Origin of the sequence: Streptomyces sp. NPDC088707, from assembly GCF_044752725.1 — a bacterium.
Lineage (GTDB): Bacteria > Actinomycetota > Actinomycetes > Streptomycetales > Streptomycetaceae > Streptomyces.
This window is the reverse complement of sequence record NZ_JBIVLV010000005.1, coordinates 140,258-162,005: the sequence shown is the minus strand read 5'-3', so window position 1 is coordinate 162,005 and position 21,748 is coordinate 140,258. Positions and strand designations below refer to the sequence as shown.

Genomic DNA, 21,748 nt, shown 5'->3' with positions numbered 1-21,748 from the left:
TTGTCGAAAGTCGGGAAGTCAGGTGATCAGTGGTGGCCGTGGCCGCTCTGGATCTCCTTGTACTCCTCGACCGTGGGCTTGGCGACCTGGCTGTCGCCGCCGTAGTAGCCCTTGTTGAGCTTGACCCGGAGCTTCTCCATGCGCCCGACCTTGCGCTCCACACCGTTCTCGTCGACCGCCGGCGGAAGCTCCGCCGCGTCGTACTGCTCGTGAGCGGTGAGGCGGTGCAGCTCGCCCTGGCTGAGCGGCTCGTGGATCTCGACGAACTCACCGTGCGGCAGGCGCTTGATGATGCCGGACTCGCGACCGTGCAGCACCTTGTCCTTGTCGCGGCGCTGGAGGCCGAGGCAGATCCGCTTGGTGACGATGAACGCGATGACCGGGCCGACGAAGAAGAAGATCCGTACGAACCAGGTGATCGAGTTGAGCGACAGGTGGAAGTGGGTCGCCCAGAGGTCGTTTCCACCACCCACGAGCATGATCATGTACGCGGTGATCCAGGCGACACCGAAGCCGGTGCGCGTCGGAGCGTTGCGCGGGCGCTGCGCGATGTGGTGCTCGCGCTTGTCGCCGGTGATCCACGACTCGATGAACGGGTAGACCGCGATCGCGGCGAGGACCGCCGGGAAGATCGCCAGCGGGATCATCACGCCCAGGACGAGCGTGTGGCCCCAGAGGTTGATCTCCCAGCCCGGCATGACACGGATCAGACCCTCGGCGAAGCCCATGTACCAGTCGGGCTGGGCGCCGGTGGACACCTGGTCCGGCCGGTACGGGCCGATGGCCCAGATCGGGTTGATCGAGGCGATCGCGGCGACGATCGCGATGACACCGAAGACCAGGAAGAAGAAGCCTCCGGCCTTGGCCATGTAGACCGGCAGCAGCGGCATGCCCACGACGTTCTTGTTCGTACGGCCGGGGCCGGCGAACTGCGTGTGCTTGTGGAAGAACACCAGGATGAGGTGGGCCACCACGAGGCCGAGCATGATGCCGGGCAGCAGCAGGACGTGGGCCGAGTAGAACCGGGCCACGAAGTCGCCGCCGGGGAACTCCCCGCCGAACAGGAACATCGACAGGTAGGTGCCGATGACCGGGACGGACAGGATCGCGCCCTGCATGAAGCGGACACCGGTGCCGGAGAGCAGGTCGTCCGGGAGCGAGTATCCGGTGAAACCGGTGAACATGCCCAGGAAGAACAGCAGGAAGCCGAACAGCCAGTTGATCTCACGCGGCTTGCGGAACGCACCCGTGAAGAACACGCGCATCATGTGCACGAACATGCCGGCGAGGAAGATCAGCGCCGCCCAGTGGTGGATCTGCCGGATGAGCAGACCACCGCGGACCTCGAACGAGATGTGCATCGTCGAGTTGAACGCCTCGGACATCAGCTGTCCCTGGAGCGGGACGTACGGTCCGACGTACTCCACCTCGTTCATCGACGGGTGGAAGAACATCGTCAGATAGACGCCCGTCAGGATGATGATGAGGAAGCTGTAGAGGCAGATCTCACCGAGCATGAAGGACCAGTGGTCCGGGAAGATCTTCCGCATGTTGGCCTTGGCCAGCGTGTAGATCCCCAGGCGTCCGTCGGCCCAGTCGGCTACCCGCTCACCGGCGGGTGCCTTCTTGGTATCGGTCACGGTGCTCATCCGCGCTCCCAGAAGGAAGGACCGACGGGCTCGTCGAAGTCGCCGAGCGCCTCCAGGAAGCCCTTGTCGTTCACGCCGATCCGCAGCTGCGGGAGGGCGTGACCGGCCGGGCCGAAGATGACGCGGGCGCCGTCGGAGAGGTCGAAGGTGGACTGGTGGCACGGGCAGAGGACGTGGTGCGTCTGCTGCTCGTACAGGGAGATCGGGCAGCCCACGTGGGTGCAGATCTTCGAGAACGCGACGATGCCCTCGTGCGACCACTCGAGCTCGCGCTTGTCCTTGATGTCCTCCGGCTGGATCCGGACGATCATCAGGGCGGCCTTGGCGATCTCGGTCTGGAAGTGGTGGTCGTGCTCCGAGAGGCCCTCGGGCATCGCGAAGGTCAGCGAACCGACCGCGACGTCCTCGGGACGCAGCGGCTCGTGCGTGTTCATGTTGATGAGCTGAAGACCCTTGGCCCACATCGTGGTCCGGAGCTTCTTCTCGGGCAGCGGGCCCATGTCACGCAGCAGCACGATGCCGGAGAGCGGAACGAGCGACAGCGCGCCGAACATCGTGTTGCGGATGAGCTTGCGACGGCCCATGCCCGACTCGGCGGCACCGGCCGCGAAGTCCGACATGACCTTCGCCTTGGTCTCGGCGTCGGCCGCGATCGGGTGACGCTCGTCCGCGATCTCGACGTCGGACATCAGGGTGCGGGCCCAGTGGACCGCGCCCGCGCCGATGAAGAAGAGCGCGAGACCCAGGGTCCAGCCCAGCGCGAAGTTGAGCGCGGACACCCGGCCGAAGGGCCAGATGTACACGATCTTGTCCACCGGGAAGATCACGTACGAGGCGATGAAGCCGATCGTGGCCAGCATCGACAGCGTGAACATGAACGCCACCGCGCGCTCGGACCGGCGCGCGGCCCGCTCGTCGATGTCCTGGATGCGGGGCTTGTGGGGCGGGAGGCCCGGGTCGGCGAACGGGTCGTCGGCGACCTTCACCGCGCCGTGCACGGTGTCCTGCCCTGCCGGCAGGTTCTCTTCTGGAATCTCTTGGCTACTCATGACTTCTTGGCCTTAGCGGTGTGGGCCGCGACCCAGATGGCAACTGCGATCAGCGCACCCAGGCCGAAGACCCAGGCGAACAGGCCCTCGGAGACGGGGCCGAGGCCACCGAGCGAGAGACCGCCCGGACTGTCGGCCTTGTCGCCGTTGACGGCCTGGACGTACGCGATGATGTCCTTCTTCTCCTTCTCCGGCATGGTCGTGTCCGGGAAGGAGGGCATGTTCTGCGGGCCGGTCTGCATGGCCTCGTAGAGGTGCTTCGGGCTCACGCCTTCGAGGTTCGGGGCGTACTTGCCGTAGGTCAGCGCGCCACCCTCACCGGTGAAGTTGTGGCACTGGGCACAGTTGGTGCGGAACAGCTCGCCACCCTTGGCGATGTCGGCACCGTCAGGGCTGTACTGGCTCTCGGTCGGCGTGATCGGGCCGGCACCGAGAGAGGCGACGTACGCCGCGAGCTGATCGATCTCAGCCTGCGAGTAGATGACCTTCTTCTTCGGGACCTGGGCGCCCGGCTGCTGGGCCGGCATGCGACCCGTGCCGACCTGGAAGTCGACGGCGGCCGAACCGACGCCTACGAGGGAGGGGCCGTCAGTGGTGCCCTGACCGCCGGTTCCGTGGCAGCTGGCGCAGCCGACGGAGTAGAGCTTCTTCCCCTCCTCGATGGCGAGGGACTGGGCGGTTTCATCGGCCTTCGCCGTGCCCGCGGGCGCGAACGCGGCGTACAGCCCCCCAGTGGCCGCCAGCGCGAGAAGTAGGACGACGACCGCCGCCAGCGGATGGCGTCGTCGTGCGGAGAGCTTTTTCACGGATTACCCCGGTGTCAGGATCTTCTGCGTCGATGCTTGCTGGATGTCTCGGTCCGCCGGGTCGGCGGCGCCGACTACTTGATCATGTAGATCGTGGCGAAGAGGCCGATCCAGACGACATCGACGAAGTGCCAGTAGTAGGACACGACGATGGCAGCGGTTGCCTGCTCGTGAGTGAACCTCTTGGCGGCGTACGTCCGGCCGAGGACCAGCAGGAAGGCGATGAGACCGCCCGTCACGTGCAGGCCGTGGAAGCCGGTGGTCAGGTAGAACACGGAGCCGTACGGGTCCGACGAGAGCGAGAGGCCCTCGTGCTTCACCAGCTCGGTGTACTCGAAGACCTGCCCGCCGATGAAGATCGAACCCATCACGAACGTGATGATGAACCACGACCGGAGCTTCTTCACGTCGCCCCGCTCCGCGGCGAAGACGCCGAGCTGGCAGGTGAGTGAGGAGAGCACCAGGATCGTGGTGTTGGTGGCCGAGAACGGGAAGTTCAAGGCATCTGCCTTTTCCGCCCAGAACTCGGCACCCATCACCGATCGAAGGGTGAAGTACATCGCGAAGAGGGCCGCGAAGAACATCAGCTCGGAGCTCAACCAGATGATGGTTCCGACGCTGGTGAGGTTCGGTCGATTGACCGACGGGTGCGCGTGCCCTGTTTCTACTGTCGTTACTGTCGCCACGACCGACATTATGTCGGTCGCTTATCCCGCCCTCACTCCGGGGGGTGCCGTTCGGAGTGTCAGAGGGGTGTGTCCAGCCCGAACGGCCCAGTGCGCGGGCCTCCTGGCACCCTTCGAACAGGTGTTGAACGGGTGTTGACGGGGTGTGGACCGGAGTAGCATCCGCGCATCGGTCGACGACGACCCACCCGCCTTCCCAGCCGGAGGAACGATGCAGTCGAGTGCCACGGTCCTGGTCTACAGCGACGACGCGAACACCCGCGAGCAGGTACGGCTGGCGGCCGGGCGCAGGCCCGCGTCGGACGTCCCCCCGGTGGAGTTCGTGGAGTGCGCGACGCTGCCGGCGGTGCTGAAGCGCCTGGACGAGGGCGGCATCGACGTGTGCGTCCTGGACGGCGAGGCGGTTCCCGCGGGCGGCATGGGCGTCTGCCGGCAGATCAAGGACGAGGTCTTCCGCTGCCCGCCGGTGCTGCTGCTCATCGGCCGTCCGCAGGACGCCTGGCTGGCCACCTGGAGCCGTGCGGACGCCGCGGTCACCCTTCCGGTGGAACCGGTCGAGTTCGCGGCGTCCCTGGCCTCCCTGATCCGCTCGCGCCTGTCGATCGACGCGTGAGCTGATCAGATCGAGGGCCTGAGGCGGGCCTTCTCCGTGGGGGCCACCGGGTTGCCGGCGGCCTCCACCAGGGCGCTGCCCTCACGCCACTTGGCCCACGGCAGGTTCCAGTCGCCGAAGCCGTTGCCGAAGGTGTCCATCGTGTCGCCGTAGCTGTTGACGACGCGGACGATGTCGCCGGGGCGGACGGTCTCGTAGAACCAGGCCGCGTTCCCCGTCGACATGCCGACACAGCCGTGGCTGACGTTCGCCACGCCCTGCGAGCCGACCGACCAGGGCGCGGCGTGGACGTACTCACCGCTCCAGGTGACCCGGGTGGCGTAGTAGACCGGCAGGTCGTACGACTCGGAGCTGCCCTCCGCGATGCCGATGCTGGTGCCCCGCATCCGGACGTAGTACTCCTTGCCGAGCACCACTTTGATGCCGTTTCGGGTGGAGAAGCCCGGTTTGCCGGTGGTCACCGGAATGGTATTGATCACTTCTCCGTTGCGCCGCACGGTCATGTAGTGCGACCCGGCGTCCGCGACGGCCTCGATCCGGTCGCCGATCGTGAGCTTCAGCGGCTTGGACGCGCCGCCGTAGAGCTTGTCGCCGACCTTGAGGCCGTCCAGGTTGCCGGTGACCGTGACGCTCGCGCCGGCCGGCCAGTACTCCTTCGGGCGGAAGTGCAGCTTCTTGTCGTCGACCCAGTACCAGGCGCCCTCGACGGACGGCGTGGAGCGGACCTTGAGCGCCCGTTCGACGACGGCACGGGCCGCGCGGTCCTTGACAGGGAGGCTGAGGTCGGCCGTGATGGGCTGTCCGACGCCGTACGTGCCCGCCTCCGGGCCGAAGGTCGCGGTGAGCGCCCGTTTGGCCGGGGCCGTCTCGAAGGTGAACGTACGGGCTCCTGGAGCCCCGTCCTCGTCCTCGGTGGCGACGCGGACCGTGTAGCGGGTGCCGGCCGCCAGGGCGGCCGTGGAGCGCCAGCGCTGCCCGTCCGCGGTGAGTTCGCCCGCCAGGTGGTGGCCGGAGGCGTCGACGGCGGTGACGTCGGTGATCCTGCCGTCGTCGCCCTTGGCGGTGACCTCCAGAGGCTTCTCCGGGTCCGCCTTGGCGCCGTCCTCGGGGGCGCTGACCGCGAGCTGGTCCGCCGCGTCATACGCCCTCGCCGACAGCGGATGGCCGTCGGAGCCCGAGCACGCCGAGGCGGCTGCGGTGACGGTGACGGCCAGAAGAGTGCAACTCAGAACAGTCCGAATGCGCGGCGTGTCGTTCATGACTTCACGCTAAGGACAATCCTCGCTCCCAGCGCGCCGAGTGCTGCAAAAGAGGGGCCCGGGCACTTCGGTGACGAAGTGTCCGGGCCCCTCGGGTGCTCCGGTGCGGAGCGGGGTACCGCTACTGGTTCTGGTTCTCGCCGCGGTAGAACTCGAAGACCCAGCCGAACAGGCCGACGAGGATCAGCGGGGCGGAGAAGTACAGGATCCACCAGCCCATCGCGATGGCGAGGAAGGCGAGCGCACCGCCGACGGCCAGCGACAGCGGCTGCCAGCTGTGCGGGGCGAAGAAGCCCACTTCACCGGCCTCGTCCGCGACGTCGGCCTCCTTGTCGTCCTGCGCCATCGCGTCGACACGCTTGGCCGTGAAGGCCAGGTAGTAGCCGATCATGATGGACAGGCCGAAGGCCAGGAACAGCGCCGTCGTACCGACCGGCTCCTTCGACCACACGCCGTACAGGACGGCCATGGCGAGGATGAAGACGCTCAGCCAGATGAACATCTTGCCCTGGATCTTCACTTGCCGGCCTCCTTGCCGCCCGCGAGGGCCTCGGCCACGTGACCCTTGTTCTCGAGCTGGTCGAGAGCCGCGATCTCAGGGTGGTGCAGATCGAACGCCGGGGATTCCGAACGGATCCGCGGCAGGGTGAGGAAGTTGTGCCGCGGCGGCGGGCAGGACGTCGCCCATTCGAGCGAACGGCCGTAGCCCCACGGGTCGTCGACCTCGATCTTCTTGCCGTACTTGGCGGTCTTCCAGACGTTGTAGAGGAACGGCAGGATCGACAGACCGAGCAGGAAGGAGGAGATCGTCGAGATCGTGTTCAGCGCGGTGAAGCCGTCGGCGTCGAGGTAGTCCGCGTAACGACGCGGCATGCCCTCGGCACCGAGCCAGTGCTGCACCAGGAACGTGCCGTGGAAGCCGATGAACAGCGTCCAGAACGTCATCTTGCCGAGCCGCTCGTCCAGCATCTTGCCCGTGAACTTCGGCCACCAGAAGTGGAAGCCGGCGAACATCGCGAAGACCACGGTGCCGAAGACGACGTAGTGGAAGTGCGCGACGACGAAGTACGAGTCGGAGACGTGGAAGTCCATCGGCGGCGAGGCCAGGATGACACCGGTCAGACCACCGAAGGTGAAGGTGATCAGGAAGCCGATCGTCCACAGCATCGGTGTCTCGAAGGACAGCGAGCCCTTCCACATCGTTCCGATCCAGTTGAAGAACTTCACGCCTGTCGGTACGGCGATGAGGAACGTCATGAAGGAGAAGAACGGGAGGAGCACGCCACCGGTGACGTACATGTGGTGCGCCCACACGGTCACGGAGAGACCGGCGATCGCGATGGTCGCGGCCACCAGACCGATGTAGCCGAACATCGGCTTGCGGCTGAAGACCGGGATGACCTCGGAGATGATGCCGAAGAACGGCAGCGCGATGATGTACACCTCTGGGTGGCCGAAGAACCAGAAGAGGTGTTGCCAGAGCAACGCTCCGCCGTTGGCCGCGTCGAAGACGTGTGCACCGAACTTGCGGTCCGCCTCCAGGGCGAACAGCGCGGCCGCGAGGACCGGGAAGGCGAGCAGGACCAGAACACCGGTCAGCAGCACGTTCCAGGTGAAGATCGGCATGCGGAACATCGTCATGCCCGGAGCGCGCATGCAGATGATCGTGGTGATGAAGTTGACCGAGCCGAGGATCGTGCCGAAGCCGGAGAAGGCCAGACCCATGATCCACATGTCGGCGCCGACACCCGGCGAGCGGACGGCGTCCGACAGCGGGGAGTAGGCGAACCAGCCGAAGTCGGCCGCACCCTGCGGGGTGAGGAAGCCGGCCACCGCGATGATCGAGCCGAAGAGGTACAGCCAGTACGCGAACATGTTCAGCCGCGGGAACGCCACGTCGGGCGCGCCGATCTGCAGCGGCATGATCCAGTTGGCGAATCCGGCGAACAGCGGCGTCGCGAACATCAGCAGCATGATCGTGCCGTGCATCGTGAACGCCTGGTTGAACTGCTCGTTCGACATGATCTGCGTACCCGGACGGGCCAGCTCGGCGCGCATGAAGAGCGCCATGAGTCCGCCGATGCAGAAGAAGACGAACGACGTGACCAGGTACATCGTCCCGATCGTCTTGTGATCGGTGGTGGTCAGCCACTTGATCACGACGTTGCCGGGCTGCTTGCGCCGTACGGGCAGCTCGTTCTCGTACGAGTCCTCAGCTGCGGCGGCACCCTGGGTTTCGTTGTGGATGCTCACAGTTGGTTCTTCTCCGCATTCCTGGCCGGGTCCGTCTGCTCGATGCCAGACGGGATGTAGCCGGTCTGCCCCTTCTCGGCCAGCTCCTTCAGGTGCTGCTGGTAGCGCTCCGGAGAGACCACCTTGACGTTGAAGAGCATCCGGGAGTGGTCGACACCGCACAGCTCGGCGCACTTGCCGAGGAAGGTGCCTTCCTGCGTCGGGGTGACCTCGAAGGCGTTGGTGTGACCCGGGATGACGTCCTGCTTCATGAGGAAGGGGACCACCCAGAAGGAGTGGATGACGTCACGGGAGGTCAGGACGAACCGGACCTTCTCGCCCTTCGGCAGCCACAGGGTCGGGCCCGGGTTGCCGGTCTGCGGGTTCCGGTCACCAGGGATACCGGCGTCGTAGACGCCGCCGGCGTTCGCCGGGAAGTCGTCCTGGAACTTGTCCGGGATGGCGGCGAGGTTCGGGGCCGTCTGCGCGTCGCCCTTCACACCCGGCACGTTCTCGATGTAGTTGAAGCCCCAGCTCCACTGGTAGCCGACCACGTTGATGGTGTGGGCCGGCTTGTCGGCGAGCGAAAGGAGCTTCGACTCGTCGCGCGCGGTGAAGTAGAAGAGGACCGACACGATGATGAGTGGCGTCACCGTGTACAGCGCCTCGATGGGCATGTTGTACCGCGTCTGCGGAGGTACCTCGACCTTGGTGCGGGTGCGCCTGTGGAACATGACGGACCACAGGATCAGCCCCCAGACCAGGACGCCCGTGGCGAGCGCAGCCGCCCACGAGCCCTGCCAGAGGGAGAGGATCGTAGGAGCCTCTTCCGTGACCGGAGTGGGCATACCCAGGCGGGGGAAGTCTTCCCAGTTGTACGAGCAGCCGGTGGCTGTCGCCAGGATCAGGCCCGCAGTCAGCACCTGCGGCAGCTTCCGCCGCATCGGGCGCCGCGACGAGCGGTCGGAGCCGTTGGGACTCACGTAGCGCCTTCCCGAGAGTCTCGGCCCGCGTTGGTCGGCCACGGCCGTCCGTCTCGCTGGTCGGTCGCCGCCCCGGCCGCGGGCAGGGGTTTGGATGTTTATGCGGACCAAACCCTACTGGACGCTATTTGGGGTCGCGCGGGGAGGGTGCCCAACGCGCCGTCCGAGTCCCCGAAGGGGTGGACTCCGGGGTTCCGGAGGGGGGTCGGACGCGTCCGTTCGGCGGTCTGCCGGTCTCAGGGGAGACGATTCTGACGAGGGCTCACGGAGGGGATGGGGCGGGTCGGGGGACAGCGCTCGGGGTGAGGGGACGGGCCGGGCGGAGCGCTGGGGGACGGGGCTCGCGGCGGTCCCGGCCGGGACCGGCCACGGGCTCACCCCGACCGGCCACGGCCGTGCTGCGGGCAGGCCCGGGGAACGGGCCGCCGACAGGCCCGGACAAGCGGCGGACAGACCGCGGACGGGCTGTGGGCAGGCCCGGAGCCGGACCGCGGCCCGGCTCGGGGCAGGCCCAGGGCCGGGCCGCGGCCCGAAACGGCGGCCCCGTCGCGGGCGCCACCCGGGTGCTCGAAGGGCGCCGGAGTACGGGGTCCGCCCAGGCCCTACCGTGGACGGATGCCGTACTTCGACGCCGCGTCCGCCGCCCCGTTGCACCCCGTCGCCCGCCAGGCACTGCTCGCCTCCCTCGACGAGGGCTGGGCCGATCCGGCCCGGCTGTACCGGGAGGGGCGGCGCGCCAGGCTGCTGCTCGACGCCGCGCGGGAGGCCGCGGCGGAGGCCGTGGGCTGTCGCCCGGACGAGCTCGTATTCACTCCTTCGGGGACGCGCGCGGTTCACGCGGGAATCTCGGGAGCTCTCGCCGGGCGTCGGCGTGTCGGAAACCGGATCGTGGTCTCCGCGGTCGAGCACTCCTCCGTACTGCACGCGGCCGAGAGCCATGCGGGGGCGGGCGGAGCGGTGACGGAGGTTCCGGTGGGGCGGACCGGGGCGGTGGACGCGGACGTCTTCGCGGCCGCGCTCGACGCCGGGGGCGCGGACGCGGTCGCCCTGGCGTGTCTCCAGTCGGCCAACCACGAGGTGGGGACCGAGCAGCCGGTGGCGGAGGTGGCCGAGGCGTGCCGGGCGGCGGGCGTTCCGCTGCTCGTGGACGCGGCCCAGTCGCTGGGCTGGGGGCCGGTGGAGGGCGGCTGGTCGCTGCTCGCGGCGAGCGCGCACAAGTGGGGCGGGCCGGCGGGGGTGGGGCTGCTCGCCGTACGCAAGGGAGTGCGGTTCGCGCCCCAAGGCCCGTCGGACGAAAGGGAGTCGGGCCGGGCGCCCGGGTTCGAGAACCTGCCGGGGATCGTGGCGGCGGCGGCCTCGCTGCGGGCGGTACGGGCGGAGGCGGCGGCCGAGGGGGCGCGGCTGCGGGCTCTGGTGGACCGGATCCGGGCGCGAGTGCCGGAGCTGGTCCCGGACGTGGAGGTGGTGGGAGACCCGGTGCGGCGACTGCCCCACCTGGTGACCTTCTCCTGTCTGTACGTCGACGGGGAGACGTTGCTGCACGAGCTGGACCGGGAGGGTTTCTCCGTTTCGTCCGGTTCGTCGTGTACGAGCTCGACACTGACGCCCAGCCATGTGCTGCGCGCGATGGGGGTGCTGAGCGAGGGGAACGTACGGGTGTCGCTGCCGGTGGGCACGGCGGCGGAGGACGTGGACCGCTTCCTGGATGTGCTGCCGGGGGTGGTGGCGGGGGTGAGGGAGCGGCTGGGCGCGCCGGCGACGTCGCCGGCTGCCTCGCCGGGGCCCGACTCCTTGGTGGTGGACGCGCTCGGCCGTCGCTGCCCGATCCCGGTGATCGAACTGGCGAAGGTCATCGGGGACGTGCCGGTGGGCGGGACGGTGACGGTCCTGGCGGACGACGCGGCGGCGCGGCTGGACATTCCGGCGTGGTGCGAGATGCGGGGCCAGGAGTACGTGGGCGAGTCGCCTGCGGCGGGGAGCGGGGTGGCGTACGTGGTGCGCCGACTGAACTGACACCGGCGCGTAGCGTGCCGCCCCGGCTGCGGGCCCGCCCGCCCGGACGCCCGCGCCTCGCGGGCCGCGCCCGCCCCTGTCGCCCGCCCCGTGTGGGCGGCGGGCGGGCACCGCCCCGGCGGAGCGGAAGGGCCACAGCCTTGGGCGGGTGGGCGGCGCGCCAGCGGGGCGGAAGGCCACGACGTGGGGCGGCGGGGGCGGCGCCCCGCCCACGACGGCGGGTGGCCGGGCAGGGCCCGGGTCCGCAGAGGGTCCTGGGGGTCAGGACAGGTGGGACTGGACCTCTGACGCGGCCTCTTCGCCGTACGCCTTCTTGAAGCGGTCCATGAAGTTCGCGCGCCGCAGCGTGTACTCCTGCGTCCCCAGCGTCTCGATGACCAGCGTCGCCAGCATGCAGCCCACCTGCGCCGCGCGCTCGTGCCCCACGCCCCACGACAGACCCGTCAGGAAGCCCGCGCGGAAGGCGTCGCCGACGCCCGTCGGGTCGACCTTCGCGGTCTCCTCCGCGCACGCGACCTCGATCGGCGTGTCGCCGGCGCGCTCGATGCGCACACCGCGCGAGCCGAGCGTGGTGACGCGGTGGCCGACACGGGAGAGGATCTCGGCGTCGGTCCAGCCCGTCTTGGACTCGATGAGGCCCTTCTCGTACTCGTTGGAGAAGAGGTACGTCGCGCCGTCCAGGAGCGTGCGGATCTCGTCGCCGTCCATCCGCGCGATCTGCTGCGAGAAGTCCGCGGCGAAGGGGATGCTCCGCGTCTTGCACTCCTCCGTGTGGCGGAGCATCGCCTCGGGGTCGTCGGCGCCGATGAGGACGAGGTCGAGCCCGCCCACCCGGTCGGCGACGGCCTTGAGCTCGATCAGCCGGGCCTCGCTCATCGCGCCCGTGTAGAAGGAGCCGATCTGGTTGTGGTCCTTGTCGGTGGTGCAGACGAAGCGGGCCGTGTGCAGGACCTCGGAGATGCGGACCGAGCCGGTGTCGACGCCGTGGCGGTCGAGCCAGCCGCGGTACTCGTCGAAGTCGTAGCCGGCCGCGCCGACCAGGATCGGGGTGCCGCCGAGCTGGCCCATGCCGAAGCAGATGTTGGGGCCGACGCCGCCGCGCCGGACGTCGAGGTTGTCGACGAGGAAGGAGAGGGACACCGTGTGCAGCTGGTCGGCCACCAGCTGGTCGGCGAACCGGCCGGGGAAGGTCATGAGGTGGTCGGTGGCGATGGAGCCGGTGACTGCGATACGCACGGCGGGGTGCTCCTGCGGGAAGGCGGCAATGACGGACATTCACGCTACCGGCTGGTGGCCTCACTGCCGAACAGCGGAAACTACCCCAGAGTAGGCCTTTTCCCCGGGGGCGTGCGGTGCATACGGTGCGCCCATGACCATCTACCCCGCTTCACGTGAGCGACACGAGTCCGAGCCGAGCCTCGCCGACCTGCGGGGCGACGGCGCGCGGATGGCTCCGCACTGGGTGACTCCGGCCTCCCCCGCGCCCGCTCCGGTCTCCCCCGCGCTGATCCACGGGGTCGTCGTCCCGGCGGCCTCGGCACGGCTCATCGAGGCGACCGCCGAATACGGCGGCTGACGGACGGAACCGTCCGCGCACCCGCTCCGTCCCATCGGCGTCCGGTCGAGACGATGGGAGCGTTGCGGTGAGCGGTACGGAGAACGTACGGAGGCGGCGGAGTGTCATCGCCGCCTCGGTGGCGGCGGGTGTGCTGCTAGCCGGGGGCGGTGGCATCTACCTCGCCACCACGGCATCCGGTGACGGCACCGGCGCGGACGCGGCCGCCAAGGCCGCCGACGCGGCCGGTCCGCCGCCTCCGCTGCGCCTGGAGGGCGGCAGCGGCGACGCCACCGGCGGTGGCGACACACGGGGCGGCCCGGGCATCGCGCCCGGCGAGCCGGACCCCGGGGGCGGCCCGAACGGGACCGTCTACACAGCCAAGGGCCCACTCCCCCAAGGGCCCTCCTCGGCCGCGGTCCACCGGCCCGAGGGCCTGGTCACCTCGGCGGAGGTGACCAGGCTGGCCGAAGCGCTGGGCATCTCCGGGAGTCCCTCACTGGTGGGTGAGGTGTGGACGATCCGGCCCGAGAAGGACGGTTCGGGAGCCCGCCTCGACGTGGCCCGGAAGGCGCCGGGGAACTGGACGTACTCCTGGTACGACGGCGGTCCGGCCGGCGACGCCTGCCTCAAGGGCAAGGCCTGTCCGCCGCCGGGCGAGTCGAAGCCCGCGCCGGGCGGTACGCCGCTGAGCGAGGCGGCTGCGAAGGCGGCGGCCGCGCCGATCCTGAAGGCGCTCGGCCAGGACGACGCCAAGGTCACCGCGACCGGTGTGGTGAACGGTTCGGTACGGGTGGTCAACGCCGATCCGGTGGTGGGCGGACTGCCGACGTACGGCTGGTCGACTGGGCTGCACATCGCGCGGGACGGCCGGGCGGTCGCCGGGAGCGGGACGCTCAAGGATCCGGCCGAGGGCGCCACGTACCCGGTGATCGGGGCGGCGAAGGCGCTCGCCGGGCTGAACGAGGACGCGAAGGGCACCGGCCCGATCGGCGTCGGGCACTGCCCCACGGCCCCGCCCGGCGTGGACGGGAACGGGAAGCCCGAGGACACCCGGACCGGCGGAAAGCCGGCGCCGGGGCACGTCGAGCCCACTTCGCCCTGCCAGACGATCGGGGACCTGGCCGCGCCCGACCGGGTGCCGGTGACCGCCGCGGTGTTCGGTCTGGCCGCGCGGGACGTGGACGGCGAGCGGCTGCTCGTACCGTCGTGGCTGTTCACCGCGGACCCGGTGGACGGCGCGCCGTACACGGTGGCGCGGACGGCGGTGGCCCCTGAGCACCTGGCGCCGCCGTCGAAGCCCTCGCCGGAGCCGACGCCCCCGCCCGGGGACGGTACGCGGGCCGCGCGGGTCGTCGAGTCCGTCCGGGTCCAGGGGGACGGCAGGGAGCTGGCCGTCACCTTCTGGGGCGGGGTGTGCAGCACGTACACCGTGAAGGCGGACGAGCAGCCGGACCGGGTGACGGTGCGGATCGTCGAGAAGACCGACCCCGACCGGGTCTGCATCATGATCGCCAAGGACTTCACGAAGACGGTGACGCTGAAGAGTCCGCTGGGCGACCGGCCGGTGGTCGACGCGGCGAGCGGGGAGGCGGTGCCGCGCCGCTGAGTCCGGCGGGCGGGCACGACCGAGGGCGGCGGCCCGGGATCTCTCCCGGGCCGCCGCCCTCAGGTACGTACAGCAGGTGCGGCTTAGCTGAACGAGTCGCCGCAGGCGCAGGAACCCGTGGCGTTCGGGTTGTCGATGGTGAAGCCCTGCTTCTCGATGGTGTCGACGAAGTCGATCGAGGCGCCGCCCAGGTACGGGGCGCTCATGCGGTCGGTGACGACCTTGACGCCGTCGAAGTCCTTCACGACATCGCCGTCGAGCGAACGCTCGTCGAAGAACAGCTGGTAACGCAGGCCGGAGCAGCCGCCGGGCTGAACGGCGACGCGCAGGGCCAGGTCCTCGCGGCCTTCCTGGTCGAGGAGGGCCTTGACCTTGGCCGCGGCGGCGTCGGACAGGAGGATGCCGTCGCTGACAGTGGTCTTCTCGTCCGATACGGACATCTGCTTCTCTCCCGGTGTGTACGGAGACTGCTTGCCGACGGTTGCAACCGACGGTGCCCCGGATTCATTCCGGGCCGTGTGGGGTCTTTCTCTCTTCATGCTCGCACACCCTGTCCAACTGCGGGGACGACGAAGTCCAGCGGGGGCCGGGGCGAAGTCCGGTGACGGCGGCGGCGAATTCGTCACATCGACACTATGGACATCGTCAACGTGACGTGAAGCGGTTATGATAGATAGCGTCATTTCGACGAAAAGGTTCCCCGAAGAAAGGGTGCGTGACGTGACCACGGCCCAAGCCCGTCATGATCTCGACGTCCAGCCGTCGCCGCTCGCCCTGCTTCTGCTCGGCCGCGAGGCCGACCCGAAGAGCGAGCGCGGCGTGGAGTGCCCCGGCGATCTGCCGTCGCCCTCCGACCCTGACCTGGTGGAGCGCGCCCGCGCGGCCAAGGAGAAGCTCGGGGACAAGGTCTTCGTGCTCGGCCACCACTACCAGCGCGACGAGGTCATCCAGTTCGCCGACGTCACCGGCGACTCCTTCAAGCTCGCGCGTGACGCGGCGGCCAAGCCCGAAGCCGAGTACATCGTCTTCTGCGGTGTGCACTTCATGGCGGAGTCGGCCGACATCCTGACCGGCGACGAGCAGAAGGTCGTCCTGCCCGACCTCGCGGCCGGCTGCTCGATGGCCGACATGGCCACCGCCGAGCAGGTCGCCGAGTGCTGGGACGTACTGACCGAGGCCGGCGTCGCCGAGCAGGTCGTGCCCGTCTCGTACATGAACTCCTCGGCCGACATCAAGGCCTTCACCGGCAAGCACGGGGGCACCATCTGCACCTCGTCCAACGCCGAGCGCGCCCTGAACTGGGCGTTCGAGCAGGGCGAGAAGGTGCTGTTCCTGCCGGACCAGCACCTGGGCCGCAACACGGCCGTCCGCGACATGGGCATGTCCCTCGACGACTGCGTTCTGTACAACCCGCACAAGCCGAACGGCGGGCTGACCGTCGAGGAGCTGCGCGCCGCCAAGATGATCCTGTGGCGGGGTCACTGCTCGGTGCACGGCCGCTTCTCGCTGGACTCGGTGAACGACGTCCGCGAGCGCATCCCGGGCGTGAACGTGCTCGTCCACCCCGAGTGCCGGCACGAGGTCGTCGCCGCCGCGGACTACGTGGGCTCGACCGAGTACATCATCAACACCCTGGAGGCGGCCCCGGCCGGTTCCAAGTGGGCGATCGGCACGGAGCTGAACCTGGTCCGCCGCCTGGCGAACCGGTTCGCCGACCAGGACAAGGAGATCGTCTTCCTCGACAAGACGGTCTGCTTCTGCTCGACGATGAACCGCATCGACCTCCCGCACCTGGTGTGGACCCTGGAGTCGCTGGCCGAGGGCAACCTCGTCAACCAGATCCAGGTCGACAAGGAGACCGAGAGCTTCGCGAAGCTCGCGCTGGAGCGGATGCTCGCTCTGCCGTAACGGTTCTTCCCCGGACATGCCCGAAGGGCGCCCCGCAGACTGCGGGGCGCCCTTCGGCGTACACGTGCGTCCTGGAAGGTCCAGCGCGTCAGACGTCCAGCGCGTCCAGCGGAGCCTTGTCCGTGCCGGTGTTCGCCGCCGTCGGCTGCTCCGGGATGTCCTTGCCCTTCTTCGCCGCCCTCTTCTTCGCGCGGCGCTCCTTGCGGAGCTCCACCATCGCGTAGAGCGTCGGGACGAGGAGCAGCGTCAGCAGCGTCGACGTGATCAGACCGCCGATCACCACCACGGCCAGCGGCTGGGCGATGAAGCCGCCCTCGCCGGTGATGCCGAGCGCCATCGGCAGCAGGGCGAAGATCGTCGCCAGGGCGGTCATCAGGATCGGGCGCAGCCGGTGCCGGCCACCCTCGATCACCGCTTCGACGACGCCCAGGCCCTGCGCCCGGTACTGGTTGATCAGGTCGATCAGCACGATCGCGTTGGTGACGACGATGCCGATGAGCATCAGCATGCCGATCATCGCCGGCACGCCCATCGCGGTGTCGGTGACCACCAGGAGACCGATCGCGCCGGTCGCCGCGAACGGGATCGAGACCAGCAGGATCAGCGGCTGGATCAGCGACCGGAAGGTCGCGACGAGCAGCATGAAGACGATCGCGACGGCCGCGAGCATCGCCAGGAACAGGTTGAGGAAGGCCTCGGACTGGTCCTCGGAGACACCGCCGATGCTGGCGGTGGCGCCCTCGGGCAGGTCGAGTGCGTCGATCTTCTGCTGCAGGGTGGCGCTCACGGCGCCGGTGTTGTCACCGACCGGCTTGGCCGTGATCGTCGCCGCGCGGGCGCCGTCGATCCGGGTCATGGACACCGGCCCGGGGACGAGCTCGACGGTGGCGATGTCGCCCAGCTTCACCGGGCCGAGGGGCAGCGCCTTGAGACCGGCCAGGGTGGTGACCGGCTTCGCCGAGGTGATGAGGACGTCCCGCTCGCTGTCGTCGAGGATCGCCTTGGCGGTCGGGGTGCCCCGGACGGCCTGGCCGACGATCATGCCGAGCGAGGCGGAGTCGAAGCCGGCGTCGGCCGCGGCGGGCTTCACCTTGACCGAGATGCGCGGGACGGACTGCGAGAGGTCGCTCTGGACGTCGGTGACGTCCTTGATGCCGGCGATCGCGGCCCGGACCTGCTCGGAGGCCTTCTCGAGGACCTCGGCGTCGGCGGCCTTGACGACCACGCTCAGGTCCTGGCTGCCGAAGCCGTCGCCGGCGGCGAGCTTGGTGTCGCCGATGCCGTCGAGGGAGCCGAGGCCCTTCTCGATGGCGTCACGGGTCTTCTCGAAGTCGGCGGACTCCTCCAGGCTGACCTGGTAGGTGGCCTGGTTGGTGCCGGTGCCGCCGCCGAAGGCCGCCATGAAGCCGGACGAGCCGACGTTGACCTGGTAGTCCTTGACTCCTTCGGTGTCCGCGAGGAGCTTCTCGACCTTCTTCGCGGCCGCGTCGGAGGCGTCGAGGGCGGTGCCGGGCGCCAGCTCCTGCTGGATGCTGAGCACCTCCTGCTCGCCCTGGTCGAAGAAGTTCGTCTTCAGGAGCGGCGCCATGCCGAAGGTGACGACCAGGACGACGAACGCGATGGCGAGGCTGGTCAGCCGGCGCCGGGTCGCGAACTTCAGGACCGGCACGTACAGGCGCTGGAGACGGCTCTTCTCCTCCTTCTCCTCGGCCAGCCTGCGGGCCTCGGCCAGGTCCTCCGGGGTGCCCTTGGGAGCGCGCAGGAACCAGTACGAGAGGACCGGGACGACCGTCAGGGAGACGAGCAGCGAGGCCAGCAGGGCCGCCGTGACCGTCAGCGAGAACGAGCCGAACAGCTCGCCGATCATGCCGCCGGTCAGACCGATCGGCAGGAAGACGGCGACGGTCGTGAGCGTCGAGGAGGTGACGGCGCCCGCGACCTCGCGGACCGCGGTGAGGATGGCGGTCTGCCGCTCCTCGCCGTAGCCGAGATGACGCTTGATGTTCTCCAGTACCACGATCGAGTCGTCGACGACCCGGCCGATGGCGATGGTGAGCGCGCCGAGCGTCAGCATGTTGAGCGAGAGGTCACGGGTCCAGAGCACGATGAGCGCGAGGACGACCGAGAGCGGGATGGAGACCGCGGTGACCAGGGTGGAGCGGATCGACGCGAGGAAGACCAGGATCACCAAGACCGCCATGACGAGGCCGAGGGCGCCCTCGGTGGTCAGGCCCGAGACGGCCTTGGCGACGGCCGGACCCTGGTCGGAGACCACGGTCAGCTCGGCGCCCGCGCCGAGGTCGGCGCGCAGCTCGGGCAGCTTCTCCTTCACGGCGTCGGAGATCGCGACGGCGCTGCCGTCCTTGTCCATGGTGGCCATGACGGCGAGGCTGGGCTTGCCGTTGGTCCGGGTGAGGGAGACGCGCGGCGACTCCTCCTGGCGGACGGTGGCCACGTCACCGAGGCGGACCGCCTTGCCCTTGCCGGGGGTGGCCGCCGGGATGCGGAGGTCCTCGATCTGCTTGAGCGAGGTGAAGCCGCCGCCGACCTGGATGGTGCGGCTCTTGCCCGTCTCGGAGAAGGAGCCGGCCGGGAGGGTGCCGCCGCCGGAGCGGAGGGCCTCACCGAGCTTCATGGTCGTGAGTCCGGCCGCGGCGAGCTTGCGGTCGTCCGGGGTGACGGAGACCTGGAGGTCCTGGACGCCGGTGACGGACACCTGGCCGACGCCCTCGACGTCCTCCAGGGCGGGCACGACGGTGCGGTCCAGGAGGTCGGCGAGCGCCTGCGGGTCCTGGTCGGAGGCTGCGGCGAGGACGACGGTCGGGATGTCGTCCGTGGAGCCGGCCACGACCTGCGGGTCGACGGTGTCGGGCAGTTCGGCGCGGGCCCGGTTGACGGCCTGCTGGACGTCGGCGACGAGCTGCTTCGTCGACTCGTCGCCGTAGTCGAAGGAGGCCATGACGAGCGCCATGCCCTCGGAGGCCGTGGAGGTGACCGACTTCAGGCCGTCGACGGCCTTGAGGTTGTTCTCCAGGGGCTCGACGACCTGCTTCTCGACCACATCGGGAGAGGCACCCTGGTAGGGGGCGAGGACCGAGACCATGGGCAGCTCGATCGAGGGGAACAGCTGCTGCTTCAGCTGCGGTATCGCAATCGCCCCGAACACCAGGGCGACGATGGAGATCAGCCCGATCAGGGCCCTTTGCGCGAGGCTGAATCTGGACAGCCAGGACATGGGGTCTCTCTTCTGTGGCGTACTCGTCGACAGGCGGGAGCAGCCAAGACCCCGGCCCGGATCCGAGGGATCCGCCGGAGGTGCCCCCCGTCCATACGATCTGCCATCGAGGCCCGGAAGTCCTCGCCCCCCGGGTCCACATCCTTATCCCGCGCATACCGCGTCTGGAGTACGCCGGAGCCCCGGGTCACTCCACCCTCGGACGTACCAGTCCCGATTCGTAGGCGGTGACGACCAGCTGGGCCCGGTCGCGGGCACCGAGCTTGGCCATGGCCCGGTTGACGTGGGTCTTCACGGTGAGCGGGCTGACGTCGAGCCGCTCGGCGATCTCGTCGTTGGACAGACCGCCGGCGACGAGGACGAGGACCTCGCGCTCCCGGGCGGTGAGCGCGGCGAGCCGCTCGGTACGGCCCCGGCCGCCGTCGCCCACGACGTCCGCGCCGGGGCCCTGGGCCAGGAACGTGGCGATCAGGCCCTTGGTGGCGGCCGGGGAGAGCAGCGCCTCGCCGGCGTGGGCGATCCGGATCGCGCCGAGCAGTTCCTCCGGTTCGGCGCCCTTGCCGAGGAAGCCGGAGGCCCCGGCGCGCAGCGACTGCACGACGTACTCGTCGACCTCGAAGGTGGTCAGCATGACGATCCGTACGGCGGAGAGCTCCGGATCGGCGGTGATCATGCGGGTGGCCGCCAGGCCGTCCGTGCCGGGCATCCGGATGTCCATGAGGACCACGTCGGCCCGCTCGGAGCGGGCCAGGGCCACGGCCTGGGCGCCGTCGGCGGCCTCGCCGACGACCTCCATGTCCGGTTCGGAGTTCACCAGGACCTTGAAGGCGCTGCGGAGCAGGGCCTGGTCGTCGGCGAGCAGTACCCGGATCGTCATGTGTGGTCCTCCCCCGTGCGGGACGTCACCGGCAGTATCGCCTGGACGCGGAACCCGCCGCCGTACCGGGGGGCCGCGGTCAGGGTGCCGCCGAGCGCGCCGACCCGCTCCCGCATGCCGAGCAGGCCGTGGCCGCCGGTGGGCACGGAGTCGGGGTCGGGGGTCGACGTGCCGTTGTCGAGGACGGTGATCTCGACGGTGCGGCCCACCCGGACGACGCTCACCTCCGCCTTGGCGTCCGGACCCGCGTGCTTGCGCACATTGGTCAGCGCCTCCTGCACGATCCGGTACGCGGCCAGGTCGACGGTCGCGGGGAGCGGCCGCTCCCCGTCGGTGCGGGCCAGGGCGACCGGGAGCCCGGCGTTGCGGAAGCTGTCGAGCAGCCCGTCGAGGACGGCGAGGCCGGGGGCCGGCTCGGTGGGGGCCTCCGGGTCGCCGGACTGGCGCAGCAGGCCGACGGTGGCGCGCAGCTCGTCGAGCGCGGAACGGCTCGCGTCCCGGACGTGCGCGAGGGCCTCCTTGGCCTGGTCGGGGCGCTTGTCCATGACGTGCGCCGCGACGCCGGCCTGGACGTTCACCAGGGCGATGTGGTGGGCGACGACGTCGTGGAGGTCGCGGGCGATCCGCAGGCGCTCCTCGGCGACCCGGCGGCCTGCCTCCTCCTCGCGGGTGCGCTCGGCCCGCTCGGCCCGCTCCCTGATGGCGTCGACGAAGGCCCGGCGGCTGCGGACGGCGTCTCCCGCGGCCGCCGCCATACCGGTCCAGGCGAAGAGGCCGACGTTCTCCTGGGCGTACCAGGGGGTGGGGCCGAAGGCCATGGCCGCGGCCGTCAGCACCGCCATGGTGACGAGGCCGACCCGCCAGGTGGTGGGCCGGTCGGTGCGGGCGGCGACCGTGTAGAGCGCGATGACGGCGCTCATGGAGACGGTGGCGGGCCGGGTGTCGTTGACCAGCTCCAGGAGGCTGACCCCCACCGTGAAGCAGAGCACGTGGAAGGGGTGGCGCCGGCGCAGCACCAGGGCGCCGGCCGCCAGCGCCATGAGCAGCACGCTCGCCGCGCTGGGCACACGGTCGCCGAAGGTCGGCCCGGTCGGGCTGCCGTGCGGGTCGGTGAAGGACCCGGCGATCATCGCGACGAGCACGCCGCACGCGAGCGTCGCGTCGAACGAGAGCGGATGCGCGCGGAACCAGTCGCGGAGACGGGCGAAGAGCGTGCCGGTGGCGGGTCCGGTGGGGGTCACGGGCAACAACGGTACGGGGCGGGCCGGGGCGGC

18 protein-coding genes are annotated in these 21,748 nt (G+C 69.8%); 5 read left to right on the top strand and 13 right to left on the bottom strand.

Annotated features, from left to right (window positions below):
* Positions 1-26: 26 nt before the first annotated feature.
* The 4 genes from ACIP84_RS17200 to ACIP84_RS17185 all read right to left on the bottom strand — a co-directional run bounded on the left by ACIP84_RS17200 (position 27) and on the right by ACIP84_RS17185 (position 4,199).
* Positions 27-1,649, bottom strand: a complete 1,623-nt coding sequence (locus tag ACIP84_RS17200; protein ID WP_355956731.1) for a cytochrome bc complex cytochrome b subunit — start codon at positions 1,647-1,649, stop codon at positions 27-29.
* Positions 1,646-2,698 (bottom strand): Rieske 2Fe-2S domain-containing protein, encoded by a 1,053-nt coding sequence (locus ACIP84_RS17195; protein ID WP_355956733.1) that lies wholly within the window; start codon positions 2,696-2,698, stop codon positions 1,646-1,648. Before ACIP84_RS17195 ends, ACIP84_RS17200 begins: the two co-directional genes overlap by 4 nt.
* Positions 2,695-3,504, bottom strand: coding sequence for a c-type cytochrome (locus ACIP84_RS17190; protein WP_055598824.1), 810 nt, complete (start codon positions 3,502-3,504; stop codon positions 2,695-2,697). The genes ACIP84_RS17195 and ACIP84_RS17190 overlap by 4 nt, the downstream gene beginning before the upstream one ends.
* A gap of 74 nt (positions 3,505-3,578) precedes the next feature.
* Entirely contained in the window at positions 3,579-4,199 is a 621-nt protein-coding gene (locus tag ACIP84_RS17185; protein WP_189830686.1) for a heme-copper oxidase subunit III, read from the bottom strand.
* A gap of 202 nt (positions 4,200-4,401) precedes the next feature.
* Here ACIP84_RS17185 and ACIP84_RS17180 point away from each other — a divergent pair, with 202 nt between their 5' ends.
* On the top strand, positions 4,402-4,803 hold the full coding sequence (locus ACIP84_RS17180) for a hypothetical protein (RefSeq protein WP_355956736.1): 402 nt from the start codon (positions 4,402-4,404) through the stop codon (positions 4,801-4,803).
* Positions 4,804-4,808: 5 nt separating this feature from the next.
* Here the strand turns inward: ACIP84_RS17180 and ACIP84_RS17175 are convergent, their stop codons facing one another.
* The 4 genes from ACIP84_RS17175 to coxB form a co-directional block, all read right to left on the bottom strand.
* Positions 4,809-6,062 (bottom strand): Ig-like domain-containing protein, encoded by a 1,254-nt coding sequence (locus ACIP84_RS17175; protein ID WP_355956738.1) that lies wholly within the window; start codon positions 6,060-6,062, stop codon positions 4,809-4,811.
* 121 nt (positions 6,063-6,183) lie between these two features.
* On the bottom strand, positions 6,184-6,582 hold the full coding sequence (locus ACIP84_RS17170; RefSeq protein ID WP_017238857.1) for a cytochrome c oxidase subunit 4: 399 nt from the start codon (positions 6,580-6,582) through the stop codon (positions 6,184-6,186).
* Positions 6,579-8,315 carry a cytochrome c oxidase subunit I gene (gene ctaD, locus ACIP84_RS17165; RefSeq protein WP_229314107.1) on the bottom strand — a complete coding sequence of 579 codons (1,737 nt, stop codon included), beginning with the start codon at positions 8,313-8,315 and terminating at the stop codon, positions 6,579-6,581. The genes ACIP84_RS17170 and ctaD overlap by 4 nt, the downstream gene beginning before the upstream one ends.
* Complete coding sequence (gene coxB, locus ACIP84_RS17160) at positions 8,312-9,277, bottom strand: cytochrome c oxidase subunit II (RefSeq protein ID WP_055598818.1); 966 nt, start codon at positions 9,275-9,277, stop codon at positions 8,312-8,314. The genes ctaD and coxB overlap by 4 nt, the downstream gene beginning before the upstream one ends.
* A 615-nt stretch (positions 9,278-9,892) precedes the next feature.
* Between coxB and ACIP84_RS17155 the strand changes: the two genes are divergently transcribed.
* Positions 9,893-11,290, top strand: coding sequence for a cysteine desulfurase/sulfurtransferase TusA family protein (locus tag ACIP84_RS17155; RefSeq protein WP_401798450.1), 1,398 nt, complete (start codon positions 9,893-9,895; stop codon positions 11,288-11,290).
* A gap of 261 nt (positions 11,291-11,551) precedes the next feature.
* Here ACIP84_RS17155 and ACIP84_RS17150 read toward each other — a convergent pair whose 3' ends face one another.
* Positions 11,552-12,526, bottom strand: coding sequence for a carbohydrate kinase family protein (locus ACIP84_RS17150; protein ID WP_401798449.1), 975 nt, complete (start codon positions 12,524-12,526; stop codon positions 11,552-11,554).
* Positions 12,527-12,659: 133 nt separating this feature from the next.
* Between ACIP84_RS17150 and ACIP84_RS17145 the strand changes: the two genes are divergently transcribed.
* Complete coding sequence (locus ACIP84_RS17145; RefSeq protein WP_209494403.1) at positions 12,660-12,866, top strand: hypothetical protein; 207 nt, start codon at positions 12,660-12,662, stop codon at positions 12,864-12,866.
* A 67-nt stretch (positions 12,867-12,933) separates the two neighbouring features.
* Positions 12,934-14,454: a hypothetical protein gene (locus ACIP84_RS17140; RefSeq protein WP_401798448.1), complete on the top strand. Its 1,521-nt coding sequence runs from the start codon at positions 12,934-12,936 to the stop codon at positions 14,452-14,454.
* 83 nt (positions 14,455-14,537) lie between these two features.
* Here the strand turns inward: ACIP84_RS17140 and ACIP84_RS17135 are convergent, their stop codons facing one another.
* Positions 14,538-14,894 carry an iron-sulfur cluster assembly accessory protein gene (locus ACIP84_RS17135; RefSeq protein ID WP_015033024.1) on the bottom strand — a complete coding sequence of 119 codons (357 nt, stop codon included), beginning with the start codon at positions 14,892-14,894 and terminating at the stop codon, positions 14,538-14,540.
* Positions 14,895-15,165: 271 nt separating this feature from the next.
* Between ACIP84_RS17135 and nadA the strand changes: the two genes are divergently transcribed.
* The gene (gene nadA, locus ACIP84_RS17130; RefSeq protein WP_355956749.1) at positions 15,166-16,362 is read left to right on the top strand and encodes a quinolinate synthase NadA; all 1,197 of its coding nucleotides are present in this window, start codon (positions 15,166-15,168) and stop codon (positions 16,360-16,362) included.
* Between the two features lie 88 nt (positions 16,363-16,450).
* Here nadA and ACIP84_RS17125 read toward each other — a convergent pair whose 3' ends face one another.
* From ACIP84_RS17125 to ACIP84_RS17115, 3 genes are all read right to left on the bottom strand, one after another.
* Positions 16,451-19,597 (bottom strand): efflux RND transporter permease subunit, encoded by a 3,147-nt coding sequence (locus ACIP84_RS17125; protein WP_401798447.1) that lies wholly within the window; start codon positions 19,595-19,597, stop codon positions 16,451-16,453.
* A 187-nt stretch (positions 19,598-19,784) separates the two neighbouring features.
* On the bottom strand, positions 19,785-20,474 hold the full coding sequence (locus tag ACIP84_RS17120; RefSeq protein ID WP_073916662.1) for a response regulator transcription factor: 690 nt from the start codon (positions 20,472-20,474) through the stop codon (positions 19,785-19,787).
* Positions 20,471-21,715, bottom strand: coding sequence for a sensor histidine kinase (locus ACIP84_RS17115; RefSeq protein WP_401798446.1), 1,245 nt, complete (start codon positions 21,713-21,715; stop codon positions 20,471-20,473). Before ACIP84_RS17115 ends, ACIP84_RS17120 begins: the two co-directional genes overlap by 4 nt.
* Between the last annotated feature and the right edge of the window lie 33 nt (positions 21,716-21,748).

Excerpts from the sequence above, each read along its gene's own strand:
- ACIP84_RS17185 (WP_189830686.1), bottom strand. The coding sequence starts at position 4,199 with ATGTCGGTCGTGGCGACAGTAACGACAGTAGAAACAGGGCACGCGCAC.
- ACIP84_RS17175 (WP_355956738.1), bottom strand. The coding sequence starts at position 6,062 with ATGAACGACACGCCGCGCATTCGGACTGTTCTGAGTTGCACTCTTCTG.
- ACIP84_RS17200 (WP_355956731.1), bottom strand. The coding sequence starts at position 1,649 with ATGAGCACCGTGACCGATACCAAGAAGGCACCCGCCGGTGAGCGGGTA.
- ACIP84_RS17180 (WP_355956736.1), top strand. The coding sequence starts at position 4,402 with ATGCAGTCGAGTGCCACGGTCCTGGTCTACAGCGACGACGCGAACACC.
- ACIP84_RS17135 (WP_015033024.1), bottom strand. The coding sequence starts at position 14,894 with ATGTCCGTATCGGACGAGAAGACCACTGTCAGCGACGGCATCCTCCTG.
- ACIP84_RS17125 (WP_401798447.1), bottom strand. The coding sequence starts at position 19,597 with ATGTCCTGGCTGTCCAGATTCAGCCTCGCGCAAAGGGCCCTGATCGGG.
- ACIP84_RS17145 (WP_209494403.1), top strand. The coding sequence starts at position 12,660 with ATGACCATCTACCCCGCTTCACGTGAGCGACACGAGTCCGAGCCGAGC.
- ACIP84_RS17155 (WP_401798450.1), top strand. The coding sequence starts at position 9,893 with ATGCCGTACTTCGACGCCGCGTCCGCCGCCCCGTTGCACCCCGTCGCC.
- ACIP84_RS17195 (WP_355956733.1), bottom strand. The coding sequence starts at position 2,698 with ATGAGTAGCCAAGAGATTCCAGAAGAGAACCTGCCGGCAGGGCAGGAC.
- ACIP84_RS17120 (WP_073916662.1), bottom strand. The coding sequence starts at position 20,474 with ATGACGATCCGGGTACTGCTCGCCGACGACCAGGCCCTGCTCCGCAGC.